16 protein-coding genes are annotated in these 15,911 nt (G+C 72.1%); 12 read left to right on the forward strand and 4 right to left on the reverse strand.

Annotation, left to right across the window (positions count from 1 at the left end):
* Positions 1–309: 309 nt before the first annotated feature.
* From yidD to LO772_RS09275, 4 genes are all read right to left on the reverse strand, one after another.
* Entirely contained in the window at positions 310–1,140 is an 831-nt protein-coding gene (gene yidD, locus LO772_RS09260; RefSeq protein ID WP_231777908.1) for a membrane protein insertion efficiency factor YidD, read from the reverse strand.
* Positions 1,141–1,319: 179 nt separating this feature from the next.
* On the reverse strand, positions 1,320–2,444 hold the full coding sequence (gene rsgA, locus LO772_RS09265) for a ribosome small subunit-dependent GTPase A (protein ID WP_231777909.1): 1,125 nt from the start codon (positions 2,442–2,444) through the stop codon (positions 1,320–1,322).
* Positions 2,445–2,924: 480 nt separating this feature from the next.
* Positions 2,925–4,217: a YihY/virulence factor BrkB family protein gene (locus LO772_RS09270; RefSeq protein ID WP_231777910.1), complete on the reverse strand. Its 1,293-nt coding sequence runs from the start codon at positions 4,215–4,217 to the stop codon at positions 2,925–2,927.
* Between the two features lie 132 nt (positions 4,218–4,349).
* On the reverse strand, positions 4,350–4,871 hold the full coding sequence (locus tag LO772_RS09275; RefSeq protein ID WP_231777911.1) for a MarR family winged helix-turn-helix transcriptional regulator: 522 nt from the start codon (positions 4,869–4,871) through the stop codon (positions 4,350–4,352).
* 396 nt (positions 4,872–5,267) lie between these two features.
* On the opposite strand from LO772_RS09275, the gene LO772_RS09280 reads away from it, so the two are divergent.
* From LO772_RS09280 to LO772_RS09335, 12 genes are all read left to right on the forward strand, one after another.
* Entirely contained in the window at positions 5,268–6,953 is a 1,686-nt protein-coding gene (locus LO772_RS09280) for a nitrite/sulfite reductase (protein ID WP_231777912.1), read from the forward strand.
* Positions 6,950–7,198: a hypothetical protein gene (locus LO772_RS09285; protein WP_231779850.1), complete on the forward strand. Its 249-nt coding sequence runs from the start codon at positions 6,950–6,952 to the stop codon at positions 7,196–7,198. The genes LO772_RS09280 and LO772_RS09285 overlap by 4 nt, the downstream gene beginning before the upstream one ends.
* Positions 7,195–7,896, forward strand: a complete 702-nt coding sequence (locus LO772_RS09290; RefSeq protein WP_231777913.1) for a phosphoadenylyl-sulfate reductase — start codon at positions 7,195–7,197, stop codon at positions 7,894–7,896. Before LO772_RS09285 ends, LO772_RS09290 begins: the two co-directional genes overlap by 4 nt.
* Before the next feature lie 109 nt (positions 7,897–8,005).
* Complete coding sequence (gene cysD / locus LO772_RS09295) at positions 8,006–8,929, forward strand: sulfate adenylyltransferase subunit CysD (RefSeq protein ID WP_231777914.1); 924 nt, start codon at positions 8,006–8,008, stop codon at positions 8,927–8,929.
* 2 nt (positions 8,930–8,931) lie between these two features.
* Complete coding sequence (locus LO772_RS09300) at positions 8,932–10,287, forward strand: sulfate adenylyltransferase subunit 1 (RefSeq protein WP_231777915.1); 1,356 nt, start codon at positions 8,932–8,934, stop codon at positions 10,285–10,287.
* Positions 10,288–10,389: 102 nt separating this feature from the next.
* Positions 10,390–11,520 (forward strand): ABC transporter substrate-binding protein, encoded by a 1,131-nt coding sequence (locus tag LO772_RS09305; RefSeq protein ID WP_231777916.1) that lies wholly within the window; start codon positions 10,390–10,392, stop codon positions 11,518–11,520.
* An 88-nt stretch (positions 11,521–11,608) separates the two neighbouring features.
* Positions 11,609–12,424, forward strand: coding sequence for an ABC transporter ATP-binding protein (locus LO772_RS09310; RefSeq protein ID WP_231777917.1), 816 nt, complete (start codon positions 11,609–11,611; stop codon positions 12,422–12,424).
* On the forward strand, positions 12,411–13,346 hold the full coding sequence (locus tag LO772_RS09315; RefSeq protein ID WP_231777918.1) for an ABC transporter permease: 936 nt from the start codon (positions 12,411–12,413) through the stop codon (positions 13,344–13,346). Before LO772_RS09310 ends, LO772_RS09315 begins: the two co-directional genes overlap by 14 nt.
* Positions 13,347–13,836: 490 nt before the next feature.
* Positions 13,837–14,883 carry a sirohydrochlorin chelatase gene (locus LO772_RS09320; RefSeq protein WP_331717321.1) on the forward strand — a complete coding sequence of 349 codons (1,047 nt, stop codon included), beginning with the start codon at positions 13,837–13,839 and terminating at the stop codon, positions 14,881–14,883.
* A gap of 39 nt (positions 14,884–14,922) precedes the next feature.
* Complete coding sequence (locus tag LO772_RS09325) at positions 14,923–15,288, forward strand: type II toxin-antitoxin system Phd/YefM family antitoxin (RefSeq protein ID WP_231777919.1); 366 nt, start codon at positions 14,923–14,925, stop codon at positions 15,286–15,288.
* Positions 15,285–15,431 (forward strand): hypothetical protein, encoded by a 147-nt coding sequence (locus tag LO772_RS09330; protein WP_231779851.1) that lies wholly within the window; start codon positions 15,285–15,287, stop codon positions 15,429–15,431. Before LO772_RS09325 ends, LO772_RS09330 begins: the two co-directional genes overlap by 4 nt.
* 101 nt (positions 15,432–15,532) lie before the next feature.
* Positions 15,533–15,868 carry a Fic family protein gene (locus LO772_RS09335; protein WP_331717343.1) on the forward strand — a complete coding sequence of 112 codons (336 nt, stop codon included), beginning with the start codon at positions 15,533–15,535 and terminating at the stop codon, positions 15,866–15,868.
* The last annotated feature ends 43 nt before the right edge of the window (positions 15,869–15,911 follow it).

Raw genomic sequence — 15,911 nt, forward strand, 5'->3', positions numbered from 1 at the left:
CTTCTTCCTCGGCCCGACAACGGCCGTCACAGCGCGCCCGCGACCGCGGGGACGGCCGGTCGGGGAACGCTGCGAGCAAGGTAGTGCGATTCCGGTGCGCCGAGAAGACCTTCTTGAGAAGTCCCGTATGACAAACGCCGCAACGGAACGAATGTCCGGTTGGCAAGGGATCAGTCCGGCGCCGCGCGGAACGGGCGGTACGCGGGCGCACGCGCCGCCGAGGGTGGCGCGCAGGGGTGGCGAAAACCGGTCCGCCGCCCCGGCCCCAGGCACCGGCTCCCCGCGGCGGGACGGCGCGGGATCCGGCCGTCAGGCCTCCGGCACCGGGTCGTGGCCGCCCGGGTGGCGGTGGTTGCAGCGCGAGAGGCGGCGCAGGGTCAACCGGCCGCCGCGCCACGCGCCGTGGCGTTGCAGCGAGGTCGCGGCGTACGTCGAGCACGACGGCGTGTAGCGGCACACCGGCTCGTTGCGCGGGCTCACCGAGAGGCGGTACCAGCGCACGGCGCGGAACATCGTGCGGGCGGCGCGGCCTTCGGGCAGCGTGCGGTCGGTGTGCGAGAGCGGCTTGCGGTGCGCCTCGGTGCGGACCGGACGGCCGACGGCCGCGCGCAGGATCGACCAGACGGCCACGAACGGCAGGACCAGGACGATGCGCAGCAGGCACGGGTCGCAACCGCCGCAACCGCCGTCCTTGTCGCCGCTGCGCCCGCCGCCGCCTCCTCCTCCACCGCCGCCGGGCATGCAGCCGCAGCCGTCCTTGTCGCCACTCCGCGAACCGGACGATCCCGATGAACCCGAGGAACCACCCGAGTCGCCCGAGTCGCCTGACGACCCGTCACCCGCGCCGTCGGAGTCGCGCCCGTCCCCCCGCCCGTCGCCGCGGTCGCCGCGGTCTCCCCGGTCCTCCCGGCCGCCGCCGAACGGGAACCCGCCGTCCCCGCCGCCGATCGGTTCGTTGGTGAAGAAGTCCTCGGTGTAGTCCTCGGGTTCGTCGTCGCCACACGGGCGCTGACACGGATTGCGGTACGGCTCACGGCAGTTGCTCTGGTGCTGGACGGGCTGCTGCCCCCCGTGGCCGAACGGGTTGCCGCCGCCCCCGTACGGGCCGCCGCCGTAGGGACTGTTCGGGTGGTGGGACATCGGCCGGGTCCTCCTCTGCTCGTCTTCGGGCGGACCCTATCGGCAGTCCGCACCCCACCACAGAGCGCGTATCCTCCCCGCGCGGTTCCCGAATCGCCAGGTCATGAGGGAAGTCCCCCGTCTCCGCGGGGAGACGGGGGACTTCACCGTGATCCGTGCGAACGGTGCGCGACCGCCCGCTACTTCTTCGGCGACGGGTTGCGGCGCATCTCCTTGTGGATCACCTTCCACTGCCGGGCGCGTTCGGCGCGCAGGCGGTGGTCGGTGCGCGAGGCGATCCAGTCCGCCTCACGCCGCAACTTGCGGTAGCTGTCCAGCCGTCGCCGCGGCAGCTCGCCGGTGTCGACGGCCGCGAGCACCGCGCAGCCGGGCTCGGCGTCGTGCCCGCAGTCCGCGAAGCGGCAGCGCTCCGCGTACTGTTCGACGTCCGCGAACGTCCGGTCGAGGCCGTCCCGCACGTCGAACAGGCCGACGCCGCGCAGCCCCGGGGTGTCGACGAGGACGCCGCCGCCCGGCAGCGGCACGAGTTCGCGCCACGTGGTGGTGTGGCGGCCCTTGCCGTCCTGGCGTACGCCCCCGGTGGCCAGGTCGGCTCCGGTGAGCACGGCCGCGAGCGTCGACTTCCCGGCACCCGAGGTGCCGATGAGCGCGACGGTCCGCCCGGCGGCGGTGGCGGCCAGCACGTCGACGCCTTCCCCGGTGACGGCGCTGACGACGAGTACGTCGGCACCGGGCGCCGCGGCCTCGACGTCGGCGCGCACCTGGTCGGCGTCGTCGACCGTGTCGGCCTTGGTGAGGACGACGACGGGCTGTGCGCCGGAATCCCACGCGAGGGTGAGCAGGCGCTCGATCCGGCCGAGGTCGGGTTCGACGTCGAGCCCGGCGACGATGAGCACCGCGTCGACGTTGACCGCGAGGGCCTGGCCCTCCGAACGCCCGGACGCCGACGACCGCGTGAGCGCGGTCCTCCGGCCGAGCAACGCGGCGACGACGGGCTCGTCGTCGGGTGTGGCGTGCCGCGACCGTCCGGGGACAGCGACCGCGGCCCAGTCGCCCGGGCAGGGCAGCGCGCCGCCGCCGTGCCCGGCGCGGAGCGTACGGCCGTCGCCGATGACGACGTCGCAGGTCGAACGGTCGACGCGGGACACGCGCCCGGCGACCAGTCCGTCGGCGAGATACGGGGCGAACTCAGCCTCCCGGTCGGCGTCGAGGCCGAGCGAGGAGAGGAACGCGCCCTCGGAGTGGGCACCGCCGGACGACGGCGGCGGGGAAAAGAACGAGGACGACGAAAACGTCGAAGACAAGACTGTGGACCCTTCGAAACGGGCCCCACGAACGCCGTCGCGGCGAAGGCCTCAGACGGCCGGGACCCGGAGGTACGAGATGGATGCGGGGGCAGGGCCGTCGACGAGGACAGCCGCCATCCGGGTGACATGTGCCATCACGGTCTCCACCTCCTTCTGGGTCCTCTCGTGCCTCAACAGATCACGGCGCGTACGCCGGCCCACAGCGTAGCCCATCCGGCCGCACCCCCGCCCGCACCGTGCCTCGGCCCGGCGGAGGAGGGCGGCCAGGCTGAAGCGCGGGGGCGGCGTGCTCAGGGGGTGGCGGCGATGCGGGTGCGCGCCCGGCGGGCGGACGGCGACGGGGGCGGCGTGCGTCCGCGAGGCGAGCGGGCGGTCCGTCGCCGGTGCTCTGGGCCGCGGTGGCCCCGGGCGGCGGGCCGTGAGGGGCGACGGCTCCCGCCCTCGGTCGCGGCCTCGTCGGGGCGGCGACCGTCGCCCTCACCTGGGCTTGCGGGCGCGGTCCTGGGGTGGGGGTGGCGGGGGCGGGCCCGGGGGGCGGACCGGCCAGAGTTGTTCGTCGAGGGAGAGGCCGGGTGGGGCCTGGCCCGCGGGGAGTTGGACGGGCGGGGAGGCGTCCCGGCGGTGGGTGCCGTTGCGGGCGTCGGAGCGGTTGCCGCGCGGGGTGGGGTAGTTGGCCCAGCGTTCCGGGAATTCCGCGGGCGGCTCGCCCGGGTCGCCGGTCGCGGGCGGGGCGATGAGGTCGACGGTGTCGTCGTTGCCGTCGGGGTCCCAGTCGCCCGGCAGCCCCCGGTGGCGGCCGGCGCGGCGTACGGTCGCCATCGCGTTGGCGATCTCGACGGCCGCGCGCTCCTTCTCCGCCTCGGCCCGGGCCTGGGCGGTCTCCTGGCTCGGCCAGACCTGGTCGATGGCGGCGTTCAGCGCGGCCCCGATGAGGATGGCCATCGCCGCGAAGTACATCCAGACCAGTACCGCGACCGGTGCCGCGAGCGAGCCGTAGATGCTCGGGCCGTCGACGGTCGTGGCCAGGTAGACGCGGAGCAGGAAGCTGCCGAGGATGCACAGCAGCAGCGCGACGAGGGCGCCGGGGATGTCCTCGCGCCACGGCGTCCGCACCGGAACGGACACGTGGTAGAGCGTGGTGAGGAAGCAGACCGACAGGATGACCAGCACCGGCCAGTAGAAGATGTTGACGGTGCCGGCGAACTTCGGGAACGCCTTGACGACCAGGTCGGGCCCGGCGAGCAGCAGCGGGATCAGGAACATGCCGAGCAGCAGGCCGACGACGTACAGGCTGAACGACAGGAGGCGGGTCTTGACGATGCCGCGCTTGCCGGACAGGCCGTACATGATCGTGATGGTGTCGACATAGACATTGAGCGCGCGCGAGCCGGACCACAGGGCGATGAGGAAGCCGACCGAGATGATGTCCGCCCGGCCCGACGAGAAGACGTCGTTGACGAGCGGGACGATGACTTGGTCGACGCTCTTCTGCGACAGGACGTTGCCGCTTCCGTCGATGATGTCCTGCTTGAAGCCGTCGATCGTGTCCTGGCCGATCGCGCCCTGGAGGTAGCCGATCGTGCCGGCGAGCCCGAGCAGCAGCGGGGGCAGCGAGAGCAGCATGAAGAACCCGGCCTCGGCGGCCAGGCCGGTGACCCGGTTCTCGTAACAGGAGATGAACGTCTCGCGGACGATCCGCCAGAGTGCGCTCCTCAACCGGATGCGGCCGGGACCGCGGACCGGCGGTGTTTGCTTCTTGTCCGCTGCCACGCTCCTAAAGTAGCGGGAACCGGGGGTCCACCCGCGCAGTCGCCGGGGGCCACCGTTTCGTATCGCGGACAGGGCATCCACCTGTCGGACAACCGCCGAACGGGCGGGGCGGGCGCGGGCTGGACGCGGCCCTTACCGGGTCGGGATGATGACGCCCGTGAGGCGGCTGATCACCCGGGCCGCCGTGCTCAGGTCTCCGGCCGGCAGGTCGGCGACGGCGGACTCCCAATGCCGGCGGAAGACGGTGTCGAGTTCGTCGAGGGCGCGCAGGCCGGCGGGGGTGAGGCGGGCGACCGGGCTCCCGCGCCCGCGGCCGGCGCGGACGCCTTCGACCAGGCCCTCGCGGCCGAGGGTGTCGAGCAGCCCGGTGACGTGCGCGGGGCGCATGCCGAGGACGTCGGCGAGCCCGGCGGAGTCGAGGTCGAGTTCGTCGGCGAGGGTGACGAGGACGCGGTGGCGCTGCACCTGCGGGGAGTCGGAGCCCGACGCGCGGGCGAGGCGGTCGGCGCGCACCGCGGAGAGGAAGCCGTTGAGGGCGTAGCGCAGGGTTTCGACGGAGGCCTCGCGGTCGTCGCCCCGGCCCCGGGCGTCGCCCCGCCCGTCGCCTCGGCGGCAGTCGGAACAGTCGGACCGGTCGAGAAGATCTCCGGACACGTGAATCAGCTCCTTAGGCCTCCCGTACCGTAACCAAACGCGGCGGTGAGGCAACTCCCGGTGCCCTTACCAAACGATTGTCCCATTTTATGAGATTGGCTGTCCAAATTCTGAGATATGCGCTCACATCGCGGACGAAGATGGACGACATAGCGACTCCATGCCAACCTCATGGGCATGTCTCGCGCCGGAATCGCTCTCGTCGGTCGACGTCACGTCGACCTCGGACGCATGTCCAGCGCCCGCTGTCTGCCGCTCTGACGACCTTCCGCCCGCTCCATTCTCCGCGCTCGGACGCGGGTCGTGCCGGCAGCCTGCGTCCAGCGCCCCTGAGCGCGGAGCGGGACAGCCGTGTGCGGCACGCGTCCAACCGACACCATGTCAAAGGACGCTTTCATGGCTCCCGCCTCCTCAGCCGCCGGCCCGCGCAAGACCGCACGCCACCGTGGTGAAGGCCAGTGGGCGCTCGGGCACCGCGAACCCCTCAACGGCAACGAGCAGTTCAAGAAGGACGACGACGGTCTGAACGTCCGGGCGCGCATCGAGAACATCTACGCCCACAACGGCTTCGACTCGATCGACGGCAACGACCTGCGCGGCCGGATGCGCTGGTGGGGTCTCTACACCCAGCGCAAGCCCGGGATCGACGGCGGCAAGACCGGTGTGCTCGAACCCCACGAGCTGGACGACGAGTACTTCATGATGCGCGTCCGCATCGACGGCGGGCGGCTCGACCTCGCCCAGCTGCGCGCGGTCGCCGAGGTCTCCGAGCGGTACGCGCGCGGCACCGCGGACATCACCGACCGGCAGAACGTCCAGTACCACTGGATCCGCATCGAGGACGTCCCGGCGATCTGGAAGATCCTCGAAGGCGTCGGCCTGTCCACCACCGAGGCGTGCGGCGACACCCCGCGCGTGGTGCTCGGCTCGCCGGTCGCCGGGGTCTCCGCCGAGGAGATCATCGACGGCAGCTGGGCGGTCGACGAGATCAACCGCCGCTTCATCGGCAGCCCCGAGTTCTCCAACCTGCCGCGCAAGTTCAAGACCGCGGTCTCCGGGTCCCCGCTGCTCGACGTGGCCCACGAGATCAACGACGTCTCGTTCGTCGGCGTCGAACACCCCGAGCACGGCCCCGGGTTCGACGTGTGGGTCGGCGGCGGCCTGTCGACCAACCCCAAGCTCGCCGTACGCCTGGGCACGTGGGTGCCGCTGGAGGACGTGCCGGACGTCTGGGCGGGCGTCGTCGGCATCTTCCGCGACTACGGCTACCGCCGGCTGCGCAACCGCGCCCGCCTGAAGTTCCTCGTCGCCGACTGGGGCGCCGAGAAGTTCCGGCAGGTGCTGGAGGACGAGTACCTGCGGCGCAAGCTCGCCGACGGCCCCGCACCCGCCGAGCCCAGCGGCGTGTGGCGCGACCACGTCGGGGTGCACCCGCAGAAGGACGGCCGCTTCTACGTCGGCTTCGCCCCGCGCGTCGGACGCGTCGACGGCGCGACGCTCGGCAAGATCGCCGACCTCGCCGAGGCACACGGCTCGGACCGCGTCCGGACCACCGTCGAGCAGAAGATGCTGATCCTCGACATCGCCGAGGACAAGGTCTCCTCGCTCGTCGACGGCCTCGAGGCGCTCGGCTTGCGCGTCAGGCCCAGCACCTTCCAGCGCGGCACCATGGCGTGCACCGGCATCGAGTTCTGCAAGCTCGCGATCGTCGAGACCAAGGGCCGCGCGCAGCGCCTCATCGACGAACTGGAGCAGCGGCTCCCCGACTTCGACCTGCCGCTCACCGTCAACATCAACGGCTGCCCCAACGCCTGCGCGCGCATCCAGACCGCCGACATCGGCCTCAAGGGCCAGTTGGTGCTGGACGACGCCGGCAACCAGGTCGAGGGCTACCAGATCCACCTGGGCGGCAGCCTCGGCTTCGACGCCGGCTTCGGACGCAAGGTCCGCGGCCTCAAGGTCACCTCGGCGGAACTGCCCGACTACATCGAGCGCGTCGTCGGCAGGTTCACCGAACAACGCACCGAGAACGAGCGGTTCGCCCAATGGGTCGCCCGTGCCACGGAGGCCGATCTCTCGTGAGCGAGCGCGCGGCACCGTTCCACTGCCCGTACTGCGGCGACGAGGACCTGCGGCCCCACGAGGCCGGCCACGGCGCCTGGTTGTGCGGGGCGTGCCGCCGCGCGTTCACCCTCAAATTCCTGGGCCTGGTCTTCGCCGAGAACGCCCCGACCACGTCGGCGGGTTCGGCACCCGACGAGACCGACGCCCTTGCCGGCGAACCGACTTCGATCACCGCAACAACTGCCGGAAAGGAGGCGACGTGACCACGACCTGCGACACCGCACAGGCGCTGGAGCAACTCGCCCTGACCGCCGGACGCGAGCTGGAGGACGCCACCGCCGAGGAGATCCTCGCCTGGGCGTCCGAGACCTTCGGAACGCGCTGGTGCGTGACGTCCTCGATGGAGGACGCCGTCGTCGCGCACCTGGCGTCCCGCGTCCAACCCGGCATCGACGTGGTGTTCCTGGACACCGGCTACCACTTCGCCGAGACCATCGGAACACGCGACGCGGTCGCCGCCGTCTACCCGGTCAACGTCATCACCCTGACGCCGCGTCAGACCGTGGCGGAGCAGGACGCCGAACACGGCCCCCGCCTCCACGACCGCGACCCCGACCGGTGCTGCGCGCTGCGCAAGGTCGCGCCGCTCGCCACCGGCCTCGCCGGATACGACGCGTGGGCCACCGGGCTGCGCCGCGACGACTCCCCCGAGCGCGCGGACACGCCCGTCGTCGGCTGGGACCCCAAGAAGCGCAAGATCAAGATCTCGCCGATCGCCCGCTGGACGCAGGACCAGGTTGACGCGTACATCCTCGAACACGGCGTGCTGACCAACCCGTTGCTGATGGACGGGTACGCGTCGATCGGCTGCGAGCCGTGCACGCGCCGCGTCGAGGCCGGCGAGGACGCCCGCGCGGGCCGCTGGGCCGGGCGCGCCAAGACCGAGTGCGGGATCCACTGACCATGCCGATACGCACCCCGCCGAGGCCGCACGCCACGGCAAACGCGGCCGAGGCGCCCCGCACCCCGCAGGCCCCCTCGTCCACCCACGTGACCTCTTGGAGGCGGAAGTGACAACCGCGGTCGAACTCTCCGCGCCCGGCGCGCTCGGCCACCTCGACGCGCTGGAGGCCGAGGCGGTCCACATCTTCCGCGAGGTCGCGGGCGAGTTCGAGCGGCCGGTGATCCTCTTCTCCGGCGGCAAGGACTCGATCGTCATGCTGCACCTGGCCCGCAAGGCGTTCTGGCCGGCGCAGATCCCGTTCGCGCTGCTGCACGTCGACACCGGGCACAACTTCCCCGAGGTCATCGACTACCGCGACCGCACCGTCGCCGAGCACAACCTGCGGCTTTTCGTGGGCCACGTCCAGGAGTTCATCGACAGCGGGCGGCTGCGGGAGCGCCCCGACGGCACGCGCAACCCGCTCCAGACCATGCCGCTTCTCGACGCCATCGAGAAGAACCGCTTCGACGCGGTCTTCGGCGGCGGGCGCCGCGACGAGGAGAAGGCCCGTGCCAAGGAGCGCGTGTTCTCCCTGCGTGACGAGTTCGGGCAGTGGGATCCGCGCCGCCAGCGCCCCGAGCTGTGGAACCTCTACAACGGCCGGCACCGCGTCGGCGAACACGTCCGGGTCTTCCCACTGTCCAACTGGACCGAACTCGACGTGTGGCAGTACATCGAGCGCGAGGAGATCCCCCTCCCGGAGATCTACTTCTCCCACGAGCGCGAGGTGTTCCTGCGCAACGGCATGTGGCTCGCGCCCGGCGCGTGGGGCGGCCCCAAGGACGGCGAGACCATCGAGCGCCGCGTCGTCCGCTACCGCACCGTGGGCGACATGAGCTGTACCGGCGCCGTCGACTCCCCCGCCGCCACGGTGGCCGAGGTGATCGCCGAGATCGCGGTGAGCCGCCTGACCGAACGAGGAGCCACCCGCGCCGACGACAAGATGTCCGAGGCCGCGATGGAAGACCGCAAGCGCGAAGGATATTTCTAGACATGACCAGCCAGAACGCCGCAACCAAGGCGGATGACGCCGTGGACGCGCCGGTGGGCCTGCTGCGCCTGGCCACCGCGGGCTCGGTCGACGACGGCAAGTCCACCCTCGTGGGCCGGCTGCTCCACGACTCCAAGTCGGTGCTGTCCGACCAGCTCGAAGCCGTCGAGCGCGTCAGCCGCGACCGGGGCATGGAGGAGGCCGACCTCGCGCTGCTCACCGACGGCCTGCGCGCCGAACGCGAGCAGGGCATCACGATCGACGTCGCGTACCGCTACTTCGCCACCGCCCGGCGCCGCTTCATCCTCGCCGACACACCCGGACACGTGCAGTACACCCGCAACATGGTGACCGGCGCTTCCACCGCCGAACTCGCCGTCGTCCTGGTGGACGCCCGCAACGGCGTCGTCGAGCAGACCCGCCGCCACCTCGCCGTCGCCGCGCTGCTGCGCGTGCCGCACGTCGTCCTCGCCGTCAACAAAATGGACCTGGTCGGCTACGGCGAGGCCGAATTCGCGTCGGTCGCCAACGAGTTCACCGCGTACGCCACCGAGCTGGGCGTGCCCGACATCACCGCGATCCCCGTCTCCGCGCTGCGCGGCGACAACGTGGTCGACCCGTCCGCGCACATGGACTGGTACGGCGGGCCGACGCTGCTGGAGTTCCTGGAGACCGTCGAGACCGGCACCCAGGACGAAAGCGGCGCGGCGCGGTTCCCCGTGCAGTACGTGCTGCGCCCGCAGAGCGACGACGAGTTCCGCGACTACCGCGGCTACGCGGGCCAGGTCGCGTCCGGCGTGTTCCGCGTCGGCGACCCGGTCGTGGTGCTGCCGTCCGGCGCCCGCTCGACGATCGCGGGCATCGACCGGCTCGGCCCCGGCGTCGACCGCGCGCAGGCCGGCGAATCGGTCACGCTGCGGCTGGCCGACGACGTCGACGTCTCGCGCGGCGACCTGATCGCCGCCGCCGAGGACGCGCCCGCCCCGACCCAGGACGTCGAGGCGACGGTGTGCCACGTCGCGGACAAGCCGCTGCGGCCCGGCGACCGCGTGCTGCTCAAGCACACGACCCGCACGGTCAAGGCCATCGTCCGGGAGATCCCGTACCGCGTCGACATCCAGACCCTCGAACGGCAGGCCTCGCCGGGCGAGTTGCACCCCAACGACATCGCGCACGTGGTGCTGCGGACCGCGCAGCCCCTCGCGCTCGACCCCTACGCGGCGGGCCGCCGCACCGGATCCTTCCTCCTGATCGACGAAGCGGACGGCGCCACTCTGACCGCCGGCATGGCGGGCCCTGCGTTCGTCGACTCCGGTCGCGGCGGCGAACCGGACTCCGTCGCGGAGCGATGTCTCTAGCCGGTCCCCCGCGGACCCGGCCGACACCCGTCGCTCCGTAACGCCACAGTCCCGTTCGACACCCGCTCCCGTGCCCACGCACGGCCCGGCCAGGGAGGCCCCATGCCCACTGCCCGTCCACAACGCCGCAGATCCCCGCGAAACGCCCTCGCCCTCGCGATCGTCCCGCTGCTCGCGGTGATCAGCGCGTGCGGCTACGGCTCCGACAACGACGACGACAAGAAGGCCGACCCGCCCGCCGCGCAGGCGTCCGGCGGCAGCGGCGGCGGCACGTCCGCGTCGGAACTGCGCCTCGGCTTCTTCGCGAACGTCACCCACGCGACGCCGCTGGTGGGCCTCAAAGAGGGCTTCTACGCCAAGGAACTGGGCGCCACCAAGATCACCACCACGGTCTACAACGCCGGTCCGTCCGCGATCGAGGCGCTGAAGGCCGGGTCGATCGACGCGACCTACATCGGGCCGAACCCGTCGATCTCCGGCTTCACGTCGACGAACGGCGAACTGCTGCGCGTCGTCGCCGGCGCCACGTCGGGCGGCGCGTCCCTCGTCGTCAAGCCGGGCATCAACTCCGCGGCGGACCTCAAGGGCAAGAAGATCGCCACGCCGCAGCTCGCCAACACCCAGGACGTCGCGGCCCGCGCGTGGCTCGCCTCACAGGGCCTCAAGACGGACATCAAGGGCGGCGGCGACGTCAGCATCGTCCCGACCGAGAACGCGCTCACGCTCAATCTGTTCAAGTCCGGTGAGCTGGACGGCGCGTGGCTGCCCGAGCCGTGGGCGACCCGCCTCGTCCAGGAGGCCGGCGCCAAGGTCCTGCTCGACGAGCGCACGCTGTGGCCCGAGGGCAAGTTCGTCACGACGAACCTGATCGTCCGCAAGGACTTCCTGGAGAAGCACCCGGACACCATCGAGGCGTTGCTCAAGGGCCAGGTCGCCACGACCGACTGGATCAACGCGAACCCCGACAAGGCCAAGGTCGACGTCAACGACCAGCTCACCGCGTTCACCCAGAAGGGCCTCCCGCCGGCCGTCGTCGACGGGGCGTGGCAGAACCTGGAGATCACGAACGACCCGGTCGCGTCCTCGCTGCTGAAGTCGAAGGACGACGCCGTCGCGGCGGGCGTGACCAAGGACGCCGACATCAACGGCATCTACGACCTGACGATCCTCAACAAGGTCCTCCAGGCCGCGGGCAAGCCCACGGTCGACGACGCCGGACTCGGCAAGAAGTAGCCGGCCTCCGGGGGCGGGGCCGCGCGCCCCGCCCCCGGACCCGGATTCGGCACAGGCCCGCAGCAAGACCACCGGGAGGGTGGACGCGATGGCGCAGACAGTGCGCGAGCAGCCGGCAAAGGCCCCGGCCGGCGCGGAGCACGGCACCGAAGCCGTGGAGGCCGCCTTCGCCGTGGGCTTCGACAACGTCTCCAAGATCTTCGGGCGGGGCACCGGCCCCGTCCTCGACGGCATCAACCTGACCGTGCGGCCCGGCGAGTTCGTGTGCCTCCTCGGCGCGTCCGGGTGCGGCAAGTCGACGATGCTCAACCTGGTCGCCGGGCTCGACAAACCGAGTGCCGGCACCATCACGGTCAACGGCGGCCGACCGGCGCTGATGTTCCAGGACCACGCGCTGTTCCCGTGGCTCAAGGCCGGCAAGAACGTCGAACTCGCCCTGAAACTGCGGGGCGTGCCGCGCGAGCAGCGCAAGGAGGAAGCCCAGAGGCTCCTCGAACTCGTGCGCCTGGACGGGGCGTACGACAAGCGCGTCCACGAACTCTCCGGCGGCATGCGGCAGCGCGTCGCACTCGCCCGCGCGCTCGCGCAGTCCGGCGAAGTACTGCTGATGGACGAGCCGTTCGCCGCGCTCGACGCCATCACCCGCGACGTCCTGCACGACGAACTGACCCGCATCTGGCGCGAGACCGGCCGCACGGTGCTGTTCGTGACACACAACGTGCGCGAGGCCGTACGCCTCGCGCAGCGCGTCGTGCTGATGTCGTCCCGGCCGGGCCGCATCGCCCGCGAGTGGACGATCGAGATCCCGCAGCCCCGACGCATCGAGGCGCCGGACGTCTCGCAGCTGTCCATCGAGATCACCGAACACCTCCGAGGGGAGATCCGTCGCCATGGGAAACACTGAGGTGACCTCCCCCCTGTCGCTCGACAAGGGCGACGGCGGCGGGGAACCCCCAGAGAACGAGCAGGACGTCGCCGGCCTGGAAGCGGGCCTCGACGCGCTCGACACCGTCATCGCCGCCGAACGCACCCCGTGGTGGCGCACCATCCTGGCCAAGGTCGTCCCGCCGCTGTGCGCGATCGGGCTCGTCCTGGCGGTCTGGCAGATCGCCTACTCCGCCGACGTCGCCCCCGACTACAAGCTGCCCAGCCCCGGGCAGGTGTGGGACGCGTTCATGGTGCAGTGGCGCGCGGGCGAGGTCCACAAGATCCTCTGGGTCAGTGTCGAACGCGCGTGGCTCGGCTTCCTGCTGGCCATCGCCCTCGGCACGCCGCTGGGCCTGATCGTGGCCCGCGTCAAGGTCATCCGCGCGGCGATCGGCCCGATCCTCACGGGGCTCCAGTCGCTGCCGTCGGTCGCGTGGGTGCCGCTCGCGGTCATCTGGTTCGGCCAGAACAACACCGCCATCTACGCCGTCGTCCTGCTCGGCGCCATCCCGTCCATCGCGAACGGCCTCGTCTCCGGCGTCGACCAGGTGCCTCCGCTGTTCATCCGCGCGGGCCGCGTCCTCGGCGCGACCGGGATCAAGGGCGTCCGGTACGTGCTGCTGCCCGCCGCGATGCCGGGCTACCTGGCCGGCCTCAAGCAGGGCTGGGCGTTCACGTGGCGCTCCCTGATGGCCGCCGAACTCATCGTCGGCGTCGGCGAATACGGCTTCGGCGTCGGCCAACTCCTGGAGCAGGGCCGCACCCTCGGCGACATGCCGATGATGCTGACCGCCGTCTTCATGATCCTCCTCGTCGGCATCGGCATCGAACTGCTCATCTTCAACCCGTTGGAGCGCCTGGTCCTGCGCCAGCGCGGCCTGCTGGTCACCACGAAGTAGGCTTCCCCACCTCATGCCACACGATCCGCCCCGCACCGAACCCTCCGGTGCCGACCCCCGCCCCACCGCCGCGACCGGCGCCCCCGAGCGAGCCCCGGTCGCGGCGGCACGCCCGGGGTGGGCACGCGTCGACGCGTCGCGGGGGGACGCGACGGGGTCGGGCGCGGCGCGGGCCGGTGGCGCGGAGTCGGATGCCGCGGTGCGCGATACAACGGTGTCGGATTCCGCCCGGTCGGACGCGGCGGCCTGCGGTGCCGCGCGGTCGGACACGACGCGACCCGGCGCCGCGCGGTCGGACGCCGCGCTGTCGGGCGCATCGCCCTCCGGTGCCGTGCGGTCGGCCTCGCCGCGGTCAGGTGCGGCGGACTCCTCTGCCACGCCGTCCCGCGCCCCGCGCCCCGGGGCCACGCGGTCAGGCGCGTCCCGGCCCGGGGCCGCGCGGTCGCGGGCCGCGCGGGCCGGTGCCGTCGGACGCTTCGGCTGGGCGCGGGTGCGGTCCGACGGGGCGCACCCCAACCCGGCGCGGGCCGACCGAGCCCGCTCCGGCCCGGCTCACTCGGGCCCGGTCGAGGCTGCCCCGGTTCTTCCCGGCCCGGTTGAGGACGCCCCCGCTCTCCCCGTCTCGGCTCATCCCGGCCCGGAGCACCCGGCGACCTGGGGACGGACCGCCCCGACACCGCGCGACACCACCCGTCCCGGCGCGCCGATCCGTCCCGGCGCGGGCACGGCCCGACGCGGCGTCGTCCGTTCCGACGCCGCCCACTTCGGTTGGGCGCACGCCGTCGCCGCGCCGCCCGCCGCGGCACCCGCGCTGCTCGCCATCGCGCACGGCAGCCGGGACGCGCGCCATGCCGCGACGGTCGCGGCCCTGGTGGCCCGCGTCCGGAGCGCGCGGCCGGGGCTGCGGGTGGAGGTGGCCTATCTCGACCACGGCGCGCCGAGCGTCCCGGACGCGCTCGCCGCGCTCGCCGCCGACGGGATACGGGAGGCGGTCGCGGTACCGCTGCTGCTGTCGTCCGCGTACCACGCCAAGCACGACGTCCCCGCACTGCTCGCCATCGGGCGCCAACTGCGCCTCGCCGTGCGCACCGCTCCGGCGCTCGGGCCGCACGCGCTGCTGCTGGACGCCCACGACCGGCGGCTGCGCGCGCTCGGCGTACGCCCCGGCGACCCGTCGTACGGCATCGTGCTCGCCGCCGCCGGGTCCACCGACCCGCAGGCCAACGCCGACCTGACCGCGCTCGCCCGCACCTGGCGCCGCAGGGGCTGGGGCGCCGTGACGGTCGCCTTCGCCTCCGCCGCGAGCCCCGCCGTCGGCGACGCCGTCCGCGACCTGCGCCGCACCGGCCTGCCGCGCGTCGCCGTCGCCACCCACACGCTCGCCCCCGGCTTCCTCCCCGACCGCATCGCCCGCCAGTCCACCGCCTCCGGCGCCGACCTCGTCACCGCCCCACTCGCCGACACCCCCGAACTGGCCGCACTCACCCTCCACCGCTACGACGCCGCGGCCACCCACCAAACCCTGCGCACAGCGTGACCCGCCGACAAATGTGTACACGTTCGCGTACACTGAACCATGGCTATTCCCCAGGTACTCACCGTCCGTGAAGCTCGCGAGCAACTGTCGAGTCTTCTCGGTGCGCTGGACGAAGAGGGCTCCGACGATGCCCCCGTGTTCATCGGCTCCCACCGCAAACCGCAGGGCGTGCTGTTGTCCGTGGAAGCCTACGAGCGCCTCCGGCAGGCCGCTCACGGAGAACGCCGCCGCGCGGTGTCCTCGGCGACCGGCTCGCTTCGCGCCGAAGGGCTGACCACGAGTTCGGAGTATGAGCGGGACATACGCGACTACGCCGAGGGCCTGATCGATGCCGACGAACTCCGCCGACGGACCCTGGGCCGCTATTCCGGTGGGCCCCGGAATTCCGGTGGGACGTCGACGTGACCGATCCTTACGTCGACCCCGAGACGGGCGTCTTCCGCAACAAACTCGGCATCACCGACGCCTTGCTCTTGACGCAGGCGGAGGCGGACCTGTCACACGCGGCCCTGGTCATCCTCGGGCGACGGTCGTTACCCGGCTCCTAGGATCTGGCCCACCTCCAAGCATTCCACGAGGCGATTTTCGGAGATCTGTACCCCTGGGCGGGCGAGCTTCGAACGGTCGACATCGCGAAACCGACGGGCTTCTGCCCCACCCGCAACCTCATCTCCTATACTCCCGCGAAGTGTTCGGGCGGCTCGCCGGCAACAAGCATTTGCGCGGGCTCAAGCCCGCGGATTTCCTTCACGAATTGGCGGATCTCTCCAGCGCCATCAACGCGCTTCATCCATTTCGCGAGGGCAACGGTCGCGCACTGGGGGCATTCCTCGGCCAACTCGCCGGGAATGCCGGCTATCTCCTCGACTGGTCCGAGCTGAACGGTCCGGCCAACGTCGCCGCGAGCATTGCCGGGTACCGCGGCGACAACGGGCCACTACGAGAACTACTCGCGCCGCTCGTGTATCCGCGGTCTTCATCCTGAGACCGGAGCCGTGCATTGCCGGGAGGCCGCGAATCGGTGCGCA

This window comes from Yinghuangia sp. ASG 101 (genome assembly GCF_021165735.1).
Taxonomy (GTDB): Bacteria; Actinomycetota; Actinomycetes; order Streptomycetales; family Streptomycetaceae; genus Yinghuangia.

Bases quoted from the DNA above. Each gene is read 5' to 3' on its own strand.
- yidD (WP_231777908.1), bottom strand. From the start codon at position 1,140: ATGTCCCACCACCCGAACAGTCCCTACGGCGGCGGCCCGTACGGGGGC.
- LO772_RS09280 (WP_231777912.1), top strand. From the start codon at position 5,268: ATGGCTCCCGCCTCCTCAGCCGCCGGCCCGCGCAAGACCGCACGCCAC.
- LO772_RS09300 (WP_231777915.1), top strand. From the start codon at position 8,932: ATGACCAGCCAGAACGCCGCAACCAAGGCGGATGACGCCGTGGACGCG.
- LO772_RS09305 (WP_231777916.1), top strand. From the start codon at position 10,390: ATGCCCACTGCCCGTCCACAACGCCGCAGATCCCCGCGAAACGCCCTC.
- LO772_RS09310 (WP_231777917.1), top strand. From the start codon at position 11,609: ATGGCGCAGACAGTGCGCGAGCAGCCGGCAAAGGCCCCGGCCGGCGCG.
- LO772_RS09315 (WP_231777918.1), top strand. From the start codon at position 12,411: ATGGGAAACACTGAGGTGACCTCCCCCCTGTCGCTCGACAAGGGCGAC.
- LO772_RS09325 (WP_231777919.1), top strand. From the start codon at position 14,923: ATGGCTATTCCCCAGGTACTCACCGTCCGTGAAGCTCGCGAGCAACTG.